Below are 19,337 nucleotides of genomic sequence, written 5' to 3' on the forward strand. Positions count from 1 at the left end.
CGCGTAACTTATTACTTGTTCGCCCCAAGCGGTAGAGCGAAGGGCCGGAAGGCCTGACTCCCCAAGTGGCGAACAACCACCCTCCTTCTTCGGTCTGGTTTCCTTGTGTTTCCGGGTTCTGGTTGGTTTCCTTGCTGTCGGTTCTTCCGGTGGTGGGGGTCGGACGCGTGCGTTCGAGTGGGTGGCCGTCCGTCGGGGTCGTTGATTTGACAGTTCGGCTGGGAGGGCTAAGCTAGAGAAGTTGCCTCGGAAACGAGGAAACGGATCTGGTTCCGGTCTTCACGGCGTGTCGATTTGACAGGCCGGGCGGGACGGATAAGATAGAGAAGTTGCCCCAAAGGGCCTCACCGGGTAGGTGGGGGGTTGGGAGCATCCGATCCTTGAGAACTCAACAGCGTGCACTTGTCAAATGCCAATTTATTCCTCGTCCAGTCTTCGGGCTGGTAGAGAAATTCCTTTGGATCAAAGACCAGCCCTTCCGGGGGCTGGCATTGGATGAAGTCAGTTGATTTTGTCTCTTTGGTCAGCATCAAACTCGCTGCGTTCCGGTTTTTCCCCGGTTCGTATGCATTTTTTCTTTACGGAGAGTTTGATCCTGGCTCAGGATGAACGCTGGCGGCGTGCTTAACACATGCAAGTCGAACGATGAAGGGGTGCTTGCACCTTGGATTAGTGGCGAACGGGTGAGTAACACGTGAGCAACCTGCCCCTCACTCTGGGATAAGCGCTGGAAACGGCGTCTAATACTGGATACGAGCAACGGCCGCATGGCCAGTTGCTGGAAAGATTTTTTGGTGGGGGATGGGCTCGCGGCCTATCAGCTTGTTGGTGAGGTAATGGCTCACCAAGGCGTCGACGGGTAGCCGGCCTGAGAGGGTGACCGGCCACACTGGGACTGAGACACGGCCCAGACTCCTACGGGAGGCAGCAGTGGGGAATATTGCACAATGGGCGGAAGCCTGATGCAGCAACGCCGCGTGAGGGATGACGGCCTTCGGGTTGTAAACCTCTTTTAGCAGGGAAGAAGCGAGAGTGACGGTACCTGCAGAAAAAGCGCCGGCTAACTACGTGCCAGCAGCCGCGGTAATACGTAGGGCGCAAGCGTTATCCGGAATTATTGGGCGTAAAGAGCTCGTAGGCGGTCTGTCGCGTCTGCTGTGAAATCCCGAGGCTCAACCTCGGGCCTGCAGTGGGTACGGGCAGACTAGAGTGCGGTAGGGGAGATTGGAATTCCTGGTGTAGCGGTGGAATGCGCAGATATCAGGAGGAACACCGATGGCGAAGGCAGATCTCTGGGCCGTAACTGACGCTGAGGAGCGAAAGGGTGGGGAGCAAACAGGCTTAGATACCCTGGTAGTCCACCCCGTAAACGTTGGGAACTAGTTGTGGGGTCCTTTCCACGGATTCCGTGACGCAGCTAACGCATTAAGTTCCCCGCCTGGGGAGTACGGCCGCAAGGCTAAAACTCAAAGGAATTGACGGGGACCCGCACAAGCGGCGGAGCATGCGGATTAATTCGATGCAACGCGAAGAACCTTACCAAGGCTTGACATACACGAGAACGGGCCAGAAATGGTCAACTCTTTGGACACTCGTGAACAGGTGGTGCATGGTTGTCGTCAGCTCGTGTCGTGAGATGTTGGGTTAAGTCCCGCAACGAGCGCAACCCTCGTTCTATGTTGCCAGCACGTAATGGTGGGAACTCATGGGATACTGCCGGGGTCAACTCGGAGGAAGGTGGGGATGACGTCAAATCATCATGCCCCTTATGTCTTGGGCTTCACGCATGCTACAATGGCCGGTACAAAGGGCTGCAATACCGTGAGGTGGAGCGAATCCCAAAAAGCCGGTCCCAGTTCGGATTGTAGTCTGCAACTCGACTACATGAAGTCGGAGTCGCTAGTAATCGCAGATCAGCAACGCTGCGGTGAATACGTTCCCGGGTCTTGTACACACCGCCCGTCAAGTCATGAAAGTCGGTAACACCTGAAGCCGGTGGCCTAACCCTTGTGGAGGGAGCCGTCGAAGGTGGGATCGGTAATTAGGACTAAGTCGTAACAAGGTAGCCGTACCGGAAGGTGCGGCTGGATCACCTCCTTTCTAAGGAGCATCTGACACCTCCGGGTGTCCAGAACCCAGATCGAAGACGAATGTTCTTCGCTGGGAGCTCATGGGTGGAACATTTGACATGGCATCAGAGCCAATGGTTTCTGCTAGTACGCACTTCGGTGTGGGAACGCGGGGGCCGGCGGGGCTGGTGCCTGCACGCTGTTGGGTCCTGAGGGACCGGATGTGGGAACACATGCGGTGCTTCTGGCCTTGTCGCTGCCAACGGGTGTTGGTGGGGATCGAGGACCGCCCGTACTTTGAGAACTACACAGTGGACGCGAGCATCTTCGAGACGATTTCGGTCGTCTCGGTTAGATGATCTTAAAGATCATTAGTCAATTTCGAGTCGGACTTCGGTCCGGCTTTCGATTCTTGATGAACTCATGTGATTTCAAGTCTTTAAGAGCAAACGGTGGATGCCTTGGCATCTGGAGCCGAAGAAGGACGTAGCAATCTGCGATAAGCCTCGGGGAACTGATAAGCGAGTTTTGATCCGAGGGTGTCCGAATGGGGAAACCCCGCTGGGCGGCGTGCCGACCCAGTGACTCCCGCCTGAATATATAGGGCGGGTAGAGGGAACGTGGGGAAGTGAAACATCTCAGTACCCACAGGAAGAGAAAACAACATGTGATTCCGTGAGTAGTGGCGAGCGAAAGCGGATGAGGCTAAACCGGGTGTGTGTGATAGCCGGCAGGCGTTGCATGCCCGGGGTTGTGGGACTTTTCTGATCATTCTGCCGAGTGGTCGACGTGACAAGGTGGTATAGGCGAACCGCATTGAAAGGCGGGTCATAGAGGGTGCCAACCCCGTAGCCGAAATGCCATGTCTTGGCGTGAAGAGTATCCCAAGTAGCACGGGGCCCGAGAAATCCCGTGTGAATCTGTCAGGACCACCTGATAAGCCTAAATACTCCCAGATGACCGATAGCGGACAAGTACCGTGAGGGAAAGGTGAAAAGTACCCCGGGAGGGGAGTGAAATAGTACCTGAAACCGTTTGCTTACAAACCGTTGGAGCCTCCCTAGCAGGGGTGACAGCGTGCCTTTTGAAGAATGAGCCTGCGAGTTAGCGATACGTGGCGAGGTTAACCCGTGTGGGGTAGCCGTAGCGAAAGCGAGTCTGAATAGGGCGATTCAGTCGCGTGTCCTAGACCCGAAGCGAAGTGATCTATCCATGGCCAGGCTGAAGCGACGGTAAGACGTCGTGGAGGGCCGAACCCACTTAGGTTGAAAACTGAGGGGATGAGCTGTGGATAGGGGTGAAAGGCCAATCAAACTTCGTGATAGCTGGTTCTCTCCGAAATGCATTTAGGTGCAGCGTTGCGTGTTTCTTGCCGGAGGTAGAGCTACTGGATGGCCGATGGGCCCTACAAGGTTACTGACGTCAGCCAAACTCCGAATGCCGGTAAGTGAGAGCGCAGCAGTGAGACTGTGGGGGATAAGCTTCATAGTCGAGAGGGAAACAACCCAGACCACCAACTAAGGTCCCTAAGCGCGTGCTAAGTGGGAAAGGATGTGGAGTTGCTGTGACAACCAGGAGGTTGGCTTAGAAGCAGCCACCCTTGAAAGAGTGCGTAATAGCTCACTGGTCAAGTGATTCCGCGCCGACAATGTAACGGGGCTCAAGCACGCCACCGAAGTTGTGGCATTGACATTTATGGTAGGCCTTCGTGGTCCAGCCGTGTTGATGGGTAGGAGAGCGTCGTGTGGCGAGTGAAGCGGCGGAGTGATCCAGCCGTGGACGCTACACGAGTGAGAATGCAGGCATGAGTAGCGAAAGACGTGTGAGAAACACGTCCTCCGGAAGACCAAGGGTTCCAGGGTCAAGCTAATCTTCCCTGGGTAAGTCGGGACCTAAGGCGAGGCCGACAGGCGTAGTCGATGGACAACGGGTTGATATTCCCGTACCGGCGAAGAACCGCCCCAGTCAATCCAGTGATGCTAAACGTCCGAACCAGTCCATCGGACCCTTCGGGGTTCACCGGGCTGGGGAGCACGTGACCCTATGCTGGTGCGGCTAGCGTATTAACAGGTGTGACGCAGGAAGGTAGCCCAAGCCAGGCGATGGTTGTCCTGGTGCAAGTGCGTAGGCCGAACCGTAGGCAAATCCGCGGTTCACACAGGCTGAGACACGATGCGGATAAAAAGTGGGTGATCCTATGCTGCCGAGAAAAGCATCGACGCGAGGTTCAAGCCGCCCGTACCCCAAACCGACTCAGGTGGTCAGGTAGAGAATACCAAGGAGATCGAGAGAATCGTGGTTAAGGAACTCGGCAAAATGCCCCCGTAACTTCGGGAGAAGGGGGGCCACCCGCTTATACGGACTTGCTCCGAAAAGGGCGTGGTGGCCGCAGAGACTAGTGGGTAGCGACTGTTTACTAAAAACACAGGTCCGTGCCAAGTCGCAAGACGATGTATACGGACTGACGCCTGCCCGGTGCTGGAAGGTTAAGAGGACCGGTTAGCCGCAAGGCGAAGCTGAGAATTTAAGCCCCAGTAAACGGCGGTGGTAACTATAACCATCCTAAGGTAGCGAAATTCCTTGTCGGGTAAGTTCCGACCTGCACGAATGGCGTAACGACTTCCCAACTGTCTCAACCGCGAACTCGGCGAAATTGCATTACGAGTAAAGATGCTCGTTACGCGCAGCAGGACGGAAAGACCCCGTGACCTTTACTACAGCTTGGTATTGGTGTTCGGTGTGGCTTGTGTAGGATAGGTGGGAGACTGTGAAGCGGTGACGCCAGTTACCGTGGAGTCATTGTTGAAATACCACTCTGGTCACTCTGGATATCTAACTTCGAACCGTGATCCGGTTCAGGGACAGTGCCTGGTGGGTAGTTTAACTGGGGCGGTTGCCTCCCAAAATGTAACGGAGGCGCCCAAAGGTTCCCTCAACCTGGTTGGCAATCAGGTGTCGAGTGTAAGTGCACAAGGGAGCTTGACTGTGAGACTGACAGGTCGAGCAGGGACGAAAGTCGGGACTAGTGATCCGGCAGTGGCTTGTGGAAGCGCTGTCGCTCAACGGATAAAAGGTACCTCGGGGATAACAGGCTGATCTTGCCCAAGAGTCCATATCGACGGCATGGTTTGGCACCTCGATGTCGGCTCGTCGCATCCTGGGGCTGGAGTAGGTCCCAAGGGTTGGGCTGTTCGCCCATTAAAGCGGTACGCGAGCTGGGTTTAGAACGTCGTGAGACAGTTCGGTCCCTATCCGCTGCGCGCGTAGGAAGTTTGAGAGGATCTGACCCTAGTACGAGAGGACCGGGTTGGACGAACCTCTGGTGTGCCAGTTGTCCTGCCAAGGGCACCGCTGGTTAGCTACGTTCGGGATGGATAACCGCTGAAAGCATCTAAGCGGGAAGCCGGCCTCAAGATGAGACTTCCATACCTTCGGGTGAGAGGCTCCCAGCCAGACTACTGGGTTGATAGGCCAGATGTGGAAGCACGGCAACGTGTGCAGCTGACTGGTACTAATAAGCCGATGACTTGATAACACACCATTCCTGGTGCTTGCGTCCACTTTGTGGTTCTCGACGTACGGTCGACAACCACGACAACACAATCGTTTTGTCTTGTCGTTACACGTCAATAGTGTTTCGGCGGCCATAGCGTGAGGGAAACGCCCGGTCACATTCCGAACCCGGAAGCTAAGCCTCACAGCGCCGATGGTACTGCAGGGGGGACCCTGTGGGAGAGTAGGACACCGCCGGACTTCTTTTACCAGAAAGGCCACCCATTGTCGGGTGGCCTTTCTGCGTTAACATGCTTTTGCGGAAGGAGTCATGTCATGGCTGAGGAAGAGGGGCGCCCGAGGGCGCCCAGGAACAACGGCTCTCAGGGCCCGCGTCGCTACGTCGACGGCGACCGCTCCTCGCGATCCTTCCGCGGTAATGACCGATCCGACCGGCCTCGTCGGGACGGAGACCGCCCGTTCCGCGGGAACGACGATCGTCCGCGCCGCGATGGCGACCGTCCCTGCCGGAGCAACGACGAGCGTCCCCGTCGTGACGGCGACCGTCCGTTCCGCAAGGAGGGGGATCGTCCGTACCGGAGCAACGACGAGCGTCCCCGTCGTGACGGCGACCGTCCGTTCCGCAAGGAGGGGGACCGACCCTACCGCAGCAACGACGAGCGTCCCCGTCGTGACGGCGACCGTCTCTACCGCAGCAACGACGACCGTCCGCGTCGTGACGGCGATCGTCCGTTCCGCAAGGACGGCGACCGTCCCTACCGGAGTAATGACGACCGTCCCCGTCGTGACGGAGATCGTCCGTTCCGCAAGGACGGCGACCGTCCCTACCGCAGCAACGACGACCGTCCCCGCCGGGACGGCGACCGTCCGTACCGCAGCAACGACGACCGCCCTCGCCGTGATGCTGACCGCCCGTTCCGTAAGGACGGCGACCGCCCCTACCGCAGCAATGACGACCGTCCCCATCGTGACGGGGACCGTCCGTTCCGCAAGGACGGCGACCGCTCGTACCGCAGCGATGATGACCATCCCCGCCGTGACGGCGACCGTCCGTTCCGTAAGGACGGCGACCGCCCGTACCGGAGCAGCGACGACCGTCCCCGCCGTGACGGCGACCGTCCCTTCCGTACCGACTCGCGTCCGCGCCGGGAGATGCGCGCGGGCGATCGGCCCCGCGATCCGGAGCTCCCCGACGACGTCACCGCTCGCGACCTGCATCCGTCCGCGCGTAATGAGCTGAAGACGCTGAGCAAGGAGAACGCCGAGTACGTCGCGCGTCACCTTGCCATGGCCGCCCAGCTCATCGACACGGATCCGGCCCTGGCGCACGAGCACGCGCTCGCGGCCTCGCGCCGTGCTGGCCGTGTCGCGGTCGTGCGCGAGTCCGTCGCCATCACCGCCTATGCGATGGGCGACTTCGCCCTCGCCCTGCGCGAGCTGCGCACCTACCGGCGCATCTCCGGCCGCGACGACCAGATCGCCCTCATCGTCGACAGCGAGCGCGGCATGGGGCGACCGGACCGCGCCCTCGAGGAGGCCCGCGCCGTCGACCGCGCGGCCCTGCCCACCGCGACCCGGGTCGCGCTTGCGATCGCGATGTCCGGCGCGCGCCTGGACCGCGGTGAGACCGAACTCGCCCTCGGCGAGCTGGAGATCCCCGAGCTGAACCCCGACGTCGCGTTCGAGTGGAGCCCTGCGCTCTTCTCGGCCCGTGCGGCTGTGCTCGAAGACCTCGGTCGCACCGAGGAGGCCGCCTACTGGCAGGAGCGCGCCGATGTCGCATCCGCCGCGCTCGGCCACGGCGAGGACGACGAGGTGATCATCGAGGACGTCTACGAGGATCTCCCCGCCGACGAGCCGGAAGACCGTCCCGAGGAGCCGGAAGACCTCGCGGATGCCGAGGAGCCCACCGAGTGAGTCTGTTCTCCCGTGAGCGGGCCATACCGCTCACCGACGTGGATGTGGTGCTCGCGGATCTCGACGGCGTGGTCTACGCCGGCCCCGGGGCGATCCCGTACGCGATCGAGAGCCTGCAGCAGGTCGAACGGACCCGCCGCCTCGGGTACATCACGAACAACGCCGCGCGCACCGACGCGTCCGTCGCGGCGCACCTGACCGATCTCGGACTGCGGGTGGCGCCCGACGAGGTCATCACCAGTCCGCAGGCAGCGATGCGCCTGCTCGGCGGACTCGTCCCCGCGGGTTCGACGATCCTCGTCGTCGGGGGAGAAGGACTCGTGGACGAGGCGCAGAAGGCCGGGTTCCGGGTCACGCGCAGCGCCGACGACGCCCCCGCCGCGGTCGTCCAGGGCTTCGCGCCCGAGGTCGCCTGGACCGACCTCGCCGAAGCGGCCTACGCTCTGCAGATTCCGGAGGACGAGGGCGGGATCCCCTGGATCGCGACGAACAACGACTGGACGATCCCGCAGGCCCGCGGGATCGCGCCGGGCAACGGCACGCTCGTGTCCGCCGTGCACACTGCGGTCGGACGTCTCGCGACGGTCGCAGGCAAGCCCGAGACGCCGATCTTCGAGGAGGCGGTCGCCCGGTTCGGCGCGCGCAAGCCGCTGTTCATCGGCGACCGGCTCGACACCGACATCGCCGGCGCCCACCGGGCCGGCATCGACTCGGTGCTCGTGCTCACCGGCATCGACCGCCCCAAGCACGTGCTCGCGGCGCCCGACGGCTCACGTCCGACCTACATCCTCGGCGACCTGCGCGAGCTGCACGAGCCCTACCCGCAGACGCGGGTCAAGGGCGACACGGTCACGGTCCGCGGCGCCTCGGTGCGCATCGACGGGCCGGACGTGATCATCCTCAGCGAAGGCGACCGGCCGATCGACCTGGTCCGCGCCGGCGCCGAGGCGATCTGGCGCACCGGACGGCAGATCTTCGGGTTCCGCGTGCCGGAGCGGCTGTACGCGGATCCGTTCCACCGCCCGTAGCGCGCCCGAGCCGGTCCACCGGAACGTCATCCGCCCGCCGTAGGGTGGAGTGGTGAGCGACAACAGCGAGAGCACGGTGCCCGCCGGCAGCGCGACGGAGCCCGCCGACGGACTGTGGAGCCGGCTGCGCCTGATCGAGGGCCAGCCCCTGGACTCCCGCGCCGGTGCGTACTCCGCGCTGCACGACGACCTCGCGCGGCGGCTGGAGAGCGCGCCGCGCGATCCGGCCGCGCCCCGTCCGGGTTCCGACCGCGGATGACGGCCCGTCTCGACGCGGCCCTCGCCGAACGCGGCCTCGCCCGGTCGCGCACGCACGCGGCTTCGCTCATCGACGCCGGCCTCGTCACCGTGAACGGGGCCGGGGTGATCAAGGCCTCGACCAAGGTCTCCGCCGACGACCTGCTCGAGGTCGCCGGGGCCGACCACTACGTGAGCCGCGGCGCGCACAAGCTCATCGCCGCGCTGGACGGATTCGGGATCGATCCGGCGGGCCGGCTCGCGCTCGACATGGGCGCCTCCACCGGCGGCTTCACCCAGGTGCTCCGCGAGCGCGGTGCACGCCGGGTGCTCGCGGTGGACGTCGGGCACGACCAGCTCGCGGCCGTCGTGCGCGAGGATCCGGGTGTCGTCGCGGTCGAGGGCTTCAACGTGCGGCACATGGACGCCGCCTCGCTCGCCGCGGCGACGGGGGAGGCGGACCGCCCCGGCCTCGTCGTCGGTGACCTCTCCTTCATCTCGCTCGCGCTCGTCGTCCCCGCGATCGCCGCGACCGCCGCGGACGACGCCGATGTCGTGCTGCTCATCAAGCCGCAGTTCGAGGTCGGCCGCACCGCCGTGCGCGGCGGACTGGTGACGAACCCGACCGTCCGCGCCGACGCCGTCGCCCGCACCCTGTGGAGCGCGTGGGACGCCGGATTCGGCGTGCTCGGGCTGCTTCCGTCGCCGATTCTCGGCACGCACGGCAACGCCGAATACCTTGTGCACATCGCCCGCGGGCGGGGGAGCAATCCGACAGAATGGTTGAGCACGATCGACCGGATGGCAGGAGGCCGATGAACGAGCGCAGCATCCTCGTCGTGGCGCACGCGCACCGCGGCGACACCGTGCGGGCCGCGTACCGGGTCGTCACCGCCCTGCGCGCCGCAGGCGCGACGCCCGTGCTCGCCACGGAGGACCGGCACGAGCTCACCTCGGCGGATCCGTTCTTCGAGGACGTCGCCGTGCTCGGCGCGGACGTCCCGGTCGATGCCATCGAGCTCGCCATCGTCCTCGGCGGCGACGGCACGATCCTGCGCGCGGCCGAGCTCGTCCGCGACGGGACCGCCCCGATCCTCGGGATCAACATGGGCCACGTCGGCTTCCTCGCCGAGATCGAACGCGACGACATGGACGCCGCCGTCGCACGCGTCATCGACCGCGACTACTCTGTCGAGGAGCGCATGGCGCTCGCGGTACGGGTGAAGGACACCGACGGCCGCGTCGTCTACAGCACCTGGGCACTCAACGAGGCGACCGTGGAGAAGGCCAGCAGAGAGCGCATGATCGAGGTCGTCGTCGAGATCGACGGGCGCCCGCTCACGAGCTTCGGCTGCGACGGCATGGTGGTCTCCACGCCCACCGGCGCCACCGCCTACAACTTCTCCGCCGGCGGTCCGGTCATCTGGCCCGGCGTCGAGGCGATCGCCGTCGTGCCGCTCTCCGCGCACGCGCTGTTCGCCCGCCCGCTCGTCGTGGCTCCCGGCGCCCCCGTCGCGATCGAGCTGCTCGACCGCACCGACGGCAATGCGATGCTCTGGTGCGACGGACGCCGCTCGCACGACCTGCCGCGCGGAGCCCGGGTCGTGGTGCGCCGCTCCTCGCGCCCCGTGCGCCTCGCGCGACTGCACCCCAGCGTGTTCACCGACCGGCTGGTGCGCAAGTTCCATCTGCCGGTCTCGGGCTGGCGGGGGGCGGACTCGTGATCGAGGAGATGCGGCTGCGCGACCTCGGCGTGATCGCCGAGGCGGTGCTCCCGATCGGCCCCGGCTTCACCGCCATCACGGGTGAGACCGGTGCGGGCAAGACCATGGTCGTGACCGGGCTCGGGCTGCTCCTCGGCGCCCGGGCCGACTCCGGCGCCGTGCGGGCGGGGGCGGCACAGGCCTCGGTCGCGGGCGTCTGGATCGTGCCGAGCTCGGGATCCGTGGCCGAGACCGTCGCGGACGCCGGTGGCGAGCTCGAACCCTACGACGACGAGCGCGGCGAGCTGTACGTCTCGCGCACGCTGACCGCGGAGGGCCGCAGCCGGGCGAGCGTCGGCGGCCGTGCGGCCCCGGCCGGCGTGCTTGCGGACCTCGCCGACGAACTCGTGGTCGTGCACGGCCAGTCCGAGCAGCTGCGCCTGCGCTCGGCCGCCGCGCAGCGTCACGCCCTGGACCGCTTCGGCGGGGCACGGATCCTGGACGCCCGCACCGCCTATGAGACGGCGTGGGAGCGCTGGCGCGCCCTGTCCGCCGAGGTCGAGGACATCACCGGGAACCAGGATCGGCGCCGCGCCGAGGCCGACGACCTGCGTGCGGCGCTCGCGCTCATCGAGGCGACGGATCCGCAGCCGGGGGAGGACGAGGCGCTGACCGAGCGCGCCGAGCGCCTCGCGAACGCCGAGGAGCTGCGTCAGGCCGCCGCGGTCGCGCATGCGGCGTTCTCGGACGAGGACGGCGGGGACGACATCTCGGCCCTCTTGGCCACCGCGCGCCGCGCGCTCGAGCGCGTGCACGACTCGGAGCTGACCGCGATCGCGGAGAGCATCGCCGAGCTCGGCTATCGCGCCACCGACATCGCGGGGCAGCTGTCCGGCTATCTCGCCGACCTCGACGACACCGGGCCGCACGAGCTCGCCGCGGTCGAGGAGCGCCGCTCGGCCCTGGCCGCCCTGGTGCGCGCGCACGGCTCTCTCGACGCGGCACTGGAGCTCTGGAACACGGGTTCGGCGCGGCTCGCCGAGCTCGACGACGACACCGACCGGATCGAGCGGCTGACGGCCGAGCGCGACGCCGCCCGGGCCGTGCTGGACGACGCGGCGGCGACCCTGACCGCCGCCCGCACCGAGGCCGCCGTCCGCCTCGGCGCCGCGGTCACCGAGGAGCTGCACGCCCTCGCGATGCCCGACGCGCGCCTGGAAGTGGCGGTGACAGCCGGGTCCGAGAGCGCACACGGCCGCGACGACGTCGCGATCCTGCTCGCGCCGCACCCCGGGGCCGAGCCGCGCTCGGTCGCCAAGAGTGCCTCCGGGGGAGAGCTGTCGCGGGTCATGCTCGCGATCGAGGTCGTCATCGCCGGCACCGATCCGGTCCCGACGTTCGTGTTCGACGAGGTGGACGCCGGCATCGGCGGTGCCGCCGCGATCGAGGTCGGCCGGCGCCTCGCCCGGCTCGCCCGTTCCTCGCAGGTGATCGCCGTGACGCACCTCGCGCAGGTCGCGGCGTTCGCGAACAACCACCTCAGCGTCGTGAAGGCGAACGACGGCCAGGTCACCGCCTCGAGCGTGCGGCGTCTGGACGGCGAGGACCGCGAGGCCGAGATGGCCCGGCTGCTGTCCGGGCTCACCGACTCCGGCGCTGCCCTGGAGCACGCCCGCGAGCTGCTGGCACTGCGAGAGGGCTGAGGCCCCGTGCTGCGCGGGACCGCGGTCGTCGGCGAGGCGCTCGTCGACCTCGTCGACGGCGGAGACGCTCATCCGGGCGGCTCGCCGCTCAACGTCGCCGTCGGGCTCGCCCGCCTCGGCGAGCCCGCGATCCTGCACACCCGGATCGGACGGGATCCGCACGGCGACCTGATCCGCACCCACCTCGCCGCCTCGGGGGTGGAGCTCGGCGACGCCTCCCTCGCGGAAGGGGAGACCTGGACCGCCACGGCCACGGTCGACGACGACGGCAGGGCGAGCTACACGTTCGACCTCGGCGGGACCATCGCGGTCCCGCCCCTGCAGGGGCTGCAGCTCGTGCACACCGGGTCGATCGGCGCCCTGCGCGCCGAGGAGGCGGAGGCCGTCCGGGCGGCGTTCCATGACACGGATCCGGGCACTCTGCGCAGTTTCGACCCGAACATCCGCGCGGACGTCATGGGCGAGGGCGCGCGCGAGCGCACCGGCGCGCTCGCCCGCGAATGCCACGTCGTCAAGCTGAGCGACGAGGACGCGCTCTGGCTGCACCCGGGCGAGGAGCTTCGCGAGATCCTGCCGCAGCTCGCCGCGCGCGGCGTGCGGTTCGCGGTCGTGACCCGCGGCGGCGACGGCTGCCTCGCCCTCGTCGACGGCGCCTGGTACGAGCGCCCGGCGCGCGCCGTCCTCGTCGCCGACACGATCGGCGCCGGCGACGCGTTCATGTCGGGCCTGCTGTTCGCCCTGCTCCGCGACGGCACGGACCGCCTGCTCGTCGCGGGAGAGCCCGTTCCGCCCGCCCTCGTCGAGGCCGCTCTCGACACCGCGCTGGCCTCGGCCTCGATCACCGTGTCGCGATCCGGGGCCAACCCGCCGCGCTCCTCCGAGCTCTCCGCCGTTCTCGACTGATAGGATAAAAGCCCGTGATGCAGACTTCAGCCGCGCGGACAGACAACGACACCACCAAGCACATCTTCGTGACGGGCGGTGTCGTTTCCTCGTTGGGCAAGGGCCTGACCGCGGCCAGCCTCGGCAACCTGCTGACCGCCCGCGGACTGCGCGTCGTGATGCAGAAGCTCGACCCGTATCTGAACGTCGACCCGGGCACGATGAACCCGTTCCAGCACGGCGAGGTGTTCGTCACCGATGACGGCGCGGAGACCGATCTCGACATCGGCCACTACGAGCGCTTCCTCGACATCGAGCTGAGCCAGGCCGCCAACGTCACCACCGGCCAGATCTACTCGCAGGTCATCGCCAAGGAGCGCCGCGGCGAGTACCTCGGCGACACCGTGCAGGTCATCCCGCACATCACCGACGAGATCAAGCGCCGCATGCGCCTGCAGGCCGACGAGACGCCCAAGCCCGACGTGATCATCACCGAGATCGGCGGCACGGTCGGCGACATCGAGTCGCAGCCGTTCATCGAGTCGGCGCGGCAGATCCGCCACGAGCTCGGCCGCAAGAACGTGTTCTTCGTGCACGTCTCCCTCGTGCCGTTCATGGGGGCGTCCGGCGAGCAGAAGACCAAGCCGACTCAGCACTCCGTCGCGGCGCTGCGCTCGATCGGCATCCAGCCGGACGCGCTCGTGCTGCGCAGCGACCGGCCCGTCACCGACTCGAACAAGCGCAAGATCGCGCTCATGTGCGACGTCGACGAGGACGCCGTCGTCAACGCCGTCGACGTGCCGAGCATCTACGACATCCCGACCATGCTGCACGACCAGGGCCTGGACGACTACATCGTCGAGGCGCTCGGCCTCGGCAAGGCCACGGACGTGGACTGGTCGCGCTGGCAGAAGGTTCTGCAGGCCGTGCACAACCCGCGTCACGAGGTCGTGATCGGCCTCGTCGGCAAGTACATCGACCTGCCCGACGCCTACCTCTCCGTGACGGAGGCCCTCAAGGCCGGCGGCTTCGCCCACGAGGCCGCCGTGAAGATCCGCTGGATCCCGTCCGACTCCTGCGAGACGCCGGAGGGCGCCGCCAAGGCCCTCGCCGACGTCGACGGCATCTGCGTGCCCGGCGGCTTCGGCATCCGCGGCATCGAGGGCAAGCTCGGCGCGCTCCGCTTCGCGCGCGAGCAGGGGATCCCCGCGCTCGGCCTCTGCCTCGGCCTGCAGTGCATGGTCATCGAGTACGCCCGCCATGTCGCCGGCATCGACGGCGCCTCGTCCAGCGAGTTCGACCCCGACACCGCCGAGCCGGTCATCGCGACCATGGCGGAACAGGTCGAGATCCTCGACGGTGGCGACCTCGGCGGCACCATGCGGCTCGGCCTGTACAAGGCGGCGCTCGGCGCGGACTCGCTCGCGGCCGAGCTGTACGGCGCGAACGAGGCGTCCGAACGGCACCGCCACCGCTACGAGGTGAACAACGCGTACCGCGGCCGTCTCGCCGACGCCGGTCTGGTGTTCTCCGGACTGAACCCCGAGCTCGACCTCGTCGAGTACGTGGAGCTGCCGCGCGACGTGCACCCGTTCTACATCGCGACCCAGGCCCACCCCGAGCTGCGCTCGCGCCCGACCGATCCGCACCCGCTGTTCCGGGGGCTCGTCGGCGCCTCGATCGAGCGGCACCGCTCGAGCGAGCTGTTCGACGACGAGGACTGAGATGGCGCAACTCCGCGACGAGCCGTTCGCGCCCGAGGTGCTCTCGAGCGCCGAGGTGTACCGCGGTTCGGTGTGGGGCGTCCTCGAGGACCGGGTGCGCTACGGCGACGGCGAGATCGTGCGCCAGTACATCGCGCACCCCGGCGCGGTGGCCGTGGTCGCGATGGACGAGGACGGGCGTGTGCTGCTGATCCAGCAGTACCGGCACCCGATCCGCGTCCGCGACTGGGAGCTGCCCGCAGGGCTGCTCGACGTGGAGGGGGAGGACCCCCGGGACGCGGGGCGCCGCGAGCTCGCCGAGGAGGCGGATCTCGTCGCGGCGGACTGGGAGCCGCTGGGCGCGATCTACTCGACCCCGGGCAGCAACTCCGAGCTCATCCACGTGTACCTGGCGACCGGGCTGAGTGCGGCGGACGAGACCTTCGCCCGCGAGGACGAGGAGGCCGACATCCGGCTCGCCTGGGTGCCGCTCTCGGAGGCTGCGGACGCGGTCGCCGAGGGGCGCATGCGCAACGGCATCCTCGCGTTCGCCATTCTTGCGGCTGAGAGAAGTTGCCTGGCGGCCGAACGGCGCCGGCGCGGGGCGTAGCGTGCAGCTCGACCGCGCTCTCGACGCGTACCTCCGGCATGTGACGATCGAGCGCGGTCTCGCCGAGCACACCCTCGCCGCGTACCGGCGCGACCTCGACGGCTACCTGCACTGGCTCGGCGAGCGGGGGATCGCCGCGACCGAGGAGATCACGCCCGAGATCGTCGCCGACTTCGCGGCCGAGCGCGCCTCGGCCGACCCGCCGCCGGCGGCGTCGAGCCTCGCCCGGCTGCAGTCCTCGGTGCGCGGCTGGCATCGCTTCCTCGCCCGCGAGGGCATCGCGGAGGCGGATCCGAGCTCCCGGCTGCGCCCGCCCAAGCAGGCCCGGCGACTGCCCAAGGCGCTGACCATCGACCAGGTCGAGCGGCTGCTCGCCGCACCGTCCGCGGACGAGCCGCTCGGCATCAGGGATCGCGCGCTGCTCGAACTGCTCTACGCGACCGGTGCGCGCGTCTCCGAGGCGATCTCGCTCGACGTCGACGACCTCGCGCACGGCGACGTGCTGCGGCTGCGCGGCAAGGGATCCAAGGAGCGTATCGTGCCGGTCGGATCCTTCGCCCGCGCCGCGGTGGACGCCTACCTCACGCGCGTGCGCCCCGCGCTCGCCGCGAAGGGGAGGGCCTCGGCCAGGCTGTTCCTCGGCGCTCGCGGTGCGCCGCTCAGCCGGCAGAGCGCCTGGCTCGTCATCCGCGCCGCCGCCGAGCGGGCCGACATCACGGCGGAGATCTCCCCGCACACCCTGCGGCACTCCTTCGCGACGCATCTGCTGCAGGGCGGCGCCGACGTGCGGGTGGTGCAGGAGCTCCTCGGCCATGCCTCGGTCGCCACGACGCAGATCTACACGCACGTCTCGGTCGACACCCTCCGCGACGTGTACGTCACCGCGCACCCGCGCGCCCGCTGAGTCGGCCGCTCCGGCGCGATCAGGTCTTGACGCTCGCTGAGGTGTGTTCTAACCTTAATTCACGACTTAACAAAGGAGTGAAGTGGCGAACGCATCCCGGCCCTCGGCCGACGTCAACCGCACGGCGATCCTCGCCCACCTCGGCGTGCACGGTCCGGCGTCCCGTGCCGACCTCGCCCGCAGCCTCCAGGTGTCCCCGCCGCTCATCACCCAGCTCACCCGCGACCTTCTCGCGGACGGCCTTCTCGAGGAGCTGTCCGAGTCCACGAGCCGCGGGGGCCGCCCCGCGAGAATGCTCGGCCTCGTGTCCACCGGGCTGTCGGCCGTGGGTGTGAAGATCGCACCCGATCATGTCGCCCTGGTCGAGGCTCGGATCGACGGATCCGTGCGCCGTTCCAGCTCCGTGCCCTTCGACGCGCGCACGCCTATCGCCATGGCGGTGCTCGGCGACCTGATCGCAGGGTTCATCCGCGACGGCGCTCCCGACGCCCTCGTCCTCGGAGTGGGCGTCGGGCTCCCCGGATCCATCGCCCACCAGGACGAGGGCGTGGTCGATTCCACGCAGCTCGGCTGGAATCAGGTCGCTCTCGGAGGCCTGCTGCGCCGTGCGCTCGGCCTGCCCGTCGTTCTGGAGAACAACGTCAACGCCCTCGCGATCGCGGACAAGCTGTTCGGCGAAGCGCAGGGCGTACGCGACGCCCTGATCGTCACGATCGGCGACGGCGTCGGGGCGGGGATCATCGCCGAGGGGGCGCTTGTCCGCGGGCGTGCAGGCGGTGCGGGCGACTTCGGCCACGTGCCGGTGCGCGAGGGAGGTCCGCTGTGCCAGTGCGGCAATCGGGGCTGTCTCGAAGCCGTGATCGGCCAGAACGCGCTCGTCAACGACGCCCGGTCGATCCGGCTCATCAGCGACGAGGAGGCGATCGACGAGGTGCGGGCTCTCGCCGATGCCGGCGACGCGGACGCCAAGGAGATCTTCGCCAACGCCGGGCGCGAACTCGGCCGGGCGCTCGCGGGCGTGATGAACGTGCTCGACCCGGAGCTCGTCGTCGTCCACGGCGAGGGCGTTCGGGCCTGGGCGCATTGGGCGCCCTCGTTCGAGCTCGCCGTCCGTGGCGCACTCGTGCCCGGCAAGCGGGGGATTCCGATCCATGTCGAGGACTGGGCGGACGAGCGCTGGGCCCTCGGAGCGGCGGCGCTCGTGCTGGCGACGCCGTTCGACGCCGACGGCGTCGCCGGCGAGCAGGGGCGCCTGGTCAGGGAGCGTCTCGTCGAGTCAACCGGGACCCACGCGTGACCAGTGCGGCCGCCACCCGCCGTCGCACGCGGCGCGGGCTCAGGTACTACGGTGTGATCGCCCTGTTCCTGCTGCCCAGCCTGGTGCCGCTGGTGGCCTTCTCGATCGCCCCCATGCTGTCCGCACTGTGGGCGAGTTTTCACCGATGGAATCTGATCGGCCCGATGACCTGGGTCGGGCTGGACAACTACGCGCACCTCTTCACCGACCCGAAGACCGGGGCCGTATTCCTGCACACGCTGCTCTACATCCTCGGTGTACTGCCGCTGACCTATGTCGGCGGTCTCGCGATCGCGCTCGCCCTGAACTCGAGGATGAAGGGGCGCGCGCTGCTGCGCGGTCTCTACTTCCTCCCTGTCATCACGAGCTGGGTGGTGGTCGCACTCGTCTGGCGCTGGCTGCTGAGCCCGGGCAACGGCGCCGTCAACGCGGCGCTCGCCTTCTTCGGGATCCACGGGCCGGGGTGGTGGGCGGATCCGGCCTGGTCGATTCCGTCAGTCATCCTCGCCTCGGCGTGGAAGGACGTCGGGTTCACCATGGTGATCCTGCTCGCGGGGCTCCAGGCAGTGAACCCGGATCTGTACGAAGCCGCAGCCCTGGACGGCGCGGGATGGTGGCGGCGCCTGTTCAGCGTGACTCTTCCGATGCTCTCCCCCTCCACGTTCTTCGTGGTGATCCTCGGTCTGATCAACGGATTCCAGGTCTTCGACCAGGTGTACGTGCTCACGGCCGGCGGCCCCAACGATTCCAGCCGGGTGGTGGTCCAGCAGGTCTACGACCTCACCTTTCGATACGGGCAGGCCGGAATGGCATCCGCGCTCAGCTGGATCCTTTTCGCCGTGATCCTGCTCGTCACCCTCGTCCAGTTCCTCGGCCAGAAACGCTGGGTGCACTATGCGTGAGTCCTCCGCAGCGCGCGTCAGGATGGCGATCCTGTGGGCCGTCATGGTGCTCGGCGCGTTGACGATGCTGTTCCCGTTCGTGTGGACGCTGGTCACCTCGATCTCGCCCGGCGCAAGCCTGACATCGACGCCGACGCTCGTCCCGGAGCATCCCTCGCTGTCGCCGTACGTCACGCTCTTCACCGGCGCGAACTTCACTATGGCGATCGGCAATTCGGTGCTGATCGCGGTCATCAGCACCGCGCTGCAGGTGATCACGAGCGCGATGGCGGCCTACGTGTTCTCCCGGATGCCGTTCCGCGGCCGCGGGGCCGTCTTCCTGCTGTATCTCGCGACGATGATGATCCCGTTCCAGGTGCTCATCGCCCCGCTGTTCGCGGAGATGAAGAGCCTCGGCCTGATCAATTCGTACCCGGGCGTGATCCTGCCCACGATCGCCAGTGCTTTCGGAGTGTTCCTGCTCCGCCAGTCGATGGCGTCGGTGCCGACGGATCTGGACCAGGCCGCGACGCTGGACGGCGCCGGTCACCTGCGGATCTTCGTCCAGATCGTGCTGCCTCTCGTGCGCCCGGCCCTCGCGACTGTCGCCGTGTTCGGGTTCCTGAACACGTGGAACAGCTTCCTCTGGCCGCTGATCATCCTGCGCGATCCGACCATGCAGACCCTCCCCGTGGCGCTCACCAGCCTGCAGGGGCAGCACTCGACGCAGTGGGACGTGCTGATGGCGGGATCCGTCGTCAGCATCCTCCCCATGCTCGCCCTCTACGTCTTCGCGCAGAAGTACATCGTGCAGGGCGTGGCCGGCGCGGGACTGAAATAGCCCGCCCGGATCGATCTCCTCCCGAATCCCGAACACCCCGATCCATCAC

General features: G+C 66.8%; 14 protein-coding genes and 3 rRNA genes. 16 read left to right on the forward strand and 1 reads right to left on the reverse strand.

The genetic code is table 11. The features are described 5' to 3' along the window. The first annotated feature begins 577 nt into the window (after positions 1–577). The 3 genes from RBR11_RS02900 (at position 578) to rrf (ending at position 5,822) form a co-directional block, all read left to right on the forward strand. A 16S ribosomal RNA gene (locus RBR11_RS02900) occupies positions 578–2,100 on the forward strand. Between the two features lie 398 nt (positions 2,101–2,498). After that, positions 2,499–5,604: ribosomal RNA gene (locus RBR11_RS02905) — 23S ribosomal RNA — on the forward strand. Between the two features lie 101 nt (positions 5,605–5,705). Further along, positions 5,706–5,822, forward strand: a 5S ribosomal RNA gene (rrf, locus tag RBR11_RS02910). The 16S, 23S and 5S rRNA genes sit together here, the layout of an rRNA operon. A gap of 45 nt (positions 5,823–5,867) precedes the next feature. Here rrf and RBR11_RS02915 read toward each other — a convergent pair. Further along, positions 5,868–6,800, reverse strand: a complete 933-nt coding sequence (locus RBR11_RS02915; protein WP_308487806.1) for a hypothetical protein — start codon at positions 6,798–6,800, stop codon at positions 5,868–5,870. A gap of 69 nt (positions 6,801–6,869) precedes the next feature. Here RBR11_RS02915 and RBR11_RS02920 point away from each other — a divergent pair, with 69 nt between their 5' ends. The 13 genes from RBR11_RS02920 (at position 6,870) to RBR11_RS02980 (ending at position 19,288) form a co-directional block, all read left to right on the forward strand. Beyond that, a complete protein-coding gene (locus RBR11_RS02920) occupies positions 6,870–7,499 on the forward strand; it encodes a hypothetical protein (protein ID WP_308487807.1) in 630 nt (209 codons plus the stop codon). Beyond that, positions 7,496–8,527 carry an HAD-IIA family hydrolase gene (locus tag RBR11_RS02925; RefSeq protein WP_308487808.1) on the forward strand — a complete coding sequence of 344 codons (1,032 nt, stop codon included), beginning with the start codon at positions 7,496–7,498 and terminating at the stop codon, positions 8,525–8,527. The genes RBR11_RS02920 and RBR11_RS02925 overlap by 4 nt, the downstream gene beginning before the upstream one ends. Before the next feature lie 52 nt (positions 8,528–8,579). Beyond that, positions 8,580–8,786: a hypothetical protein gene (locus RBR11_RS02930; protein WP_308487809.1), complete on the forward strand. Its 207-nt coding sequence runs from the start codon at positions 8,580–8,582 to the stop codon at positions 8,784–8,786. Further along, positions 8,783–9,583 (forward strand): TlyA family RNA methyltransferase, encoded by an 801-nt coding sequence (locus tag RBR11_RS02935; protein ID WP_308487810.1) that lies wholly within the window; start codon positions 8,783–8,785, stop codon positions 9,581–9,583. Before RBR11_RS02930 ends, RBR11_RS02935 begins: the two co-directional genes overlap by 4 nt. Beyond that, positions 9,580–10,488 (forward strand): NAD kinase, encoded by a 909-nt coding sequence (locus RBR11_RS02940; protein ID WP_308487811.1) that lies wholly within the window; start codon positions 9,580–9,582, stop codon positions 10,486–10,488. The genes RBR11_RS02935 and RBR11_RS02940 overlap by 4 nt, the downstream gene beginning before the upstream one ends. Further along, entirely contained in the window at positions 10,485–12,170 is a 1,686-nt protein-coding gene (gene recN / locus RBR11_RS02945; RefSeq protein ID WP_308487812.1) for a DNA repair protein RecN, read from the forward strand. The genes RBR11_RS02940 and recN overlap by 4 nt, the downstream gene beginning before the upstream one ends. 6 nt (positions 12,171–12,176) lie before the next feature. Next, complete coding sequence (locus tag RBR11_RS02950) at positions 12,177–13,073, forward strand: PfkB family carbohydrate kinase (protein WP_308487813.1); 897 nt, start codon at positions 12,177–12,179, stop codon at positions 13,071–13,073. 17 nt (positions 13,074–13,090) lie between these two features. After that, positions 13,091–14,776, forward strand: coding sequence for a CTP synthase (locus RBR11_RS02955; protein WP_308488288.1), 1,686 nt, complete (start codon positions 13,091–13,093; stop codon positions 14,774–14,776). 1 nt (position 14,777) lies between these two features. Next, positions 14,778–15,365 (forward strand): NUDIX hydrolase, encoded by a 588-nt coding sequence (locus tag RBR11_RS02960; RefSeq protein WP_308487814.1) that lies wholly within the window; start codon positions 14,778–14,780, stop codon positions 15,363–15,365. A gap of 1 nt (position 15,366) precedes the next feature. Then, entirely contained in the window at positions 15,367–16,269 is a 903-nt protein-coding gene (gene xerD / locus RBR11_RS02965) for a site-specific tyrosine recombinase XerD (protein ID WP_308487815.1), read from the forward strand. 82 nt (positions 16,270–16,351) lie between these two features. Continuing rightward, entirely contained in the window at positions 16,352–17,566 is a 1,215-nt protein-coding gene (locus RBR11_RS02970) for an ROK family protein (RefSeq protein ID WP_308487816.1), read from the forward strand. After that, positions 17,563–18,468 (forward strand): carbohydrate ABC transporter permease, encoded by a 906-nt coding sequence (locus tag RBR11_RS02975; RefSeq protein WP_308487817.1) that lies wholly within the window; start codon positions 17,563–17,565, stop codon positions 18,466–18,468. The genes RBR11_RS02970 and RBR11_RS02975 overlap by 4 nt, the downstream gene beginning before the upstream one ends. Next, positions 18,461–19,288 (forward strand): carbohydrate ABC transporter permease, encoded by an 828-nt coding sequence (locus RBR11_RS02980; RefSeq protein ID WP_308487818.1) that lies wholly within the window; start codon positions 18,461–18,463, stop codon positions 19,286–19,288. Before RBR11_RS02975 ends, RBR11_RS02980 begins: the two co-directional genes overlap by 8 nt. Positions 19,289–19,337: the final 49 nt, after the last annotated feature.

This window comes from Microbacterium capsulatum, from assembly GCF_030865425.1.
GTDB lineage: Bacteria > Actinomycetota > Actinomycetes > Actinomycetales > Microbacteriaceae > Microbacterium > Microbacterium capsulatum.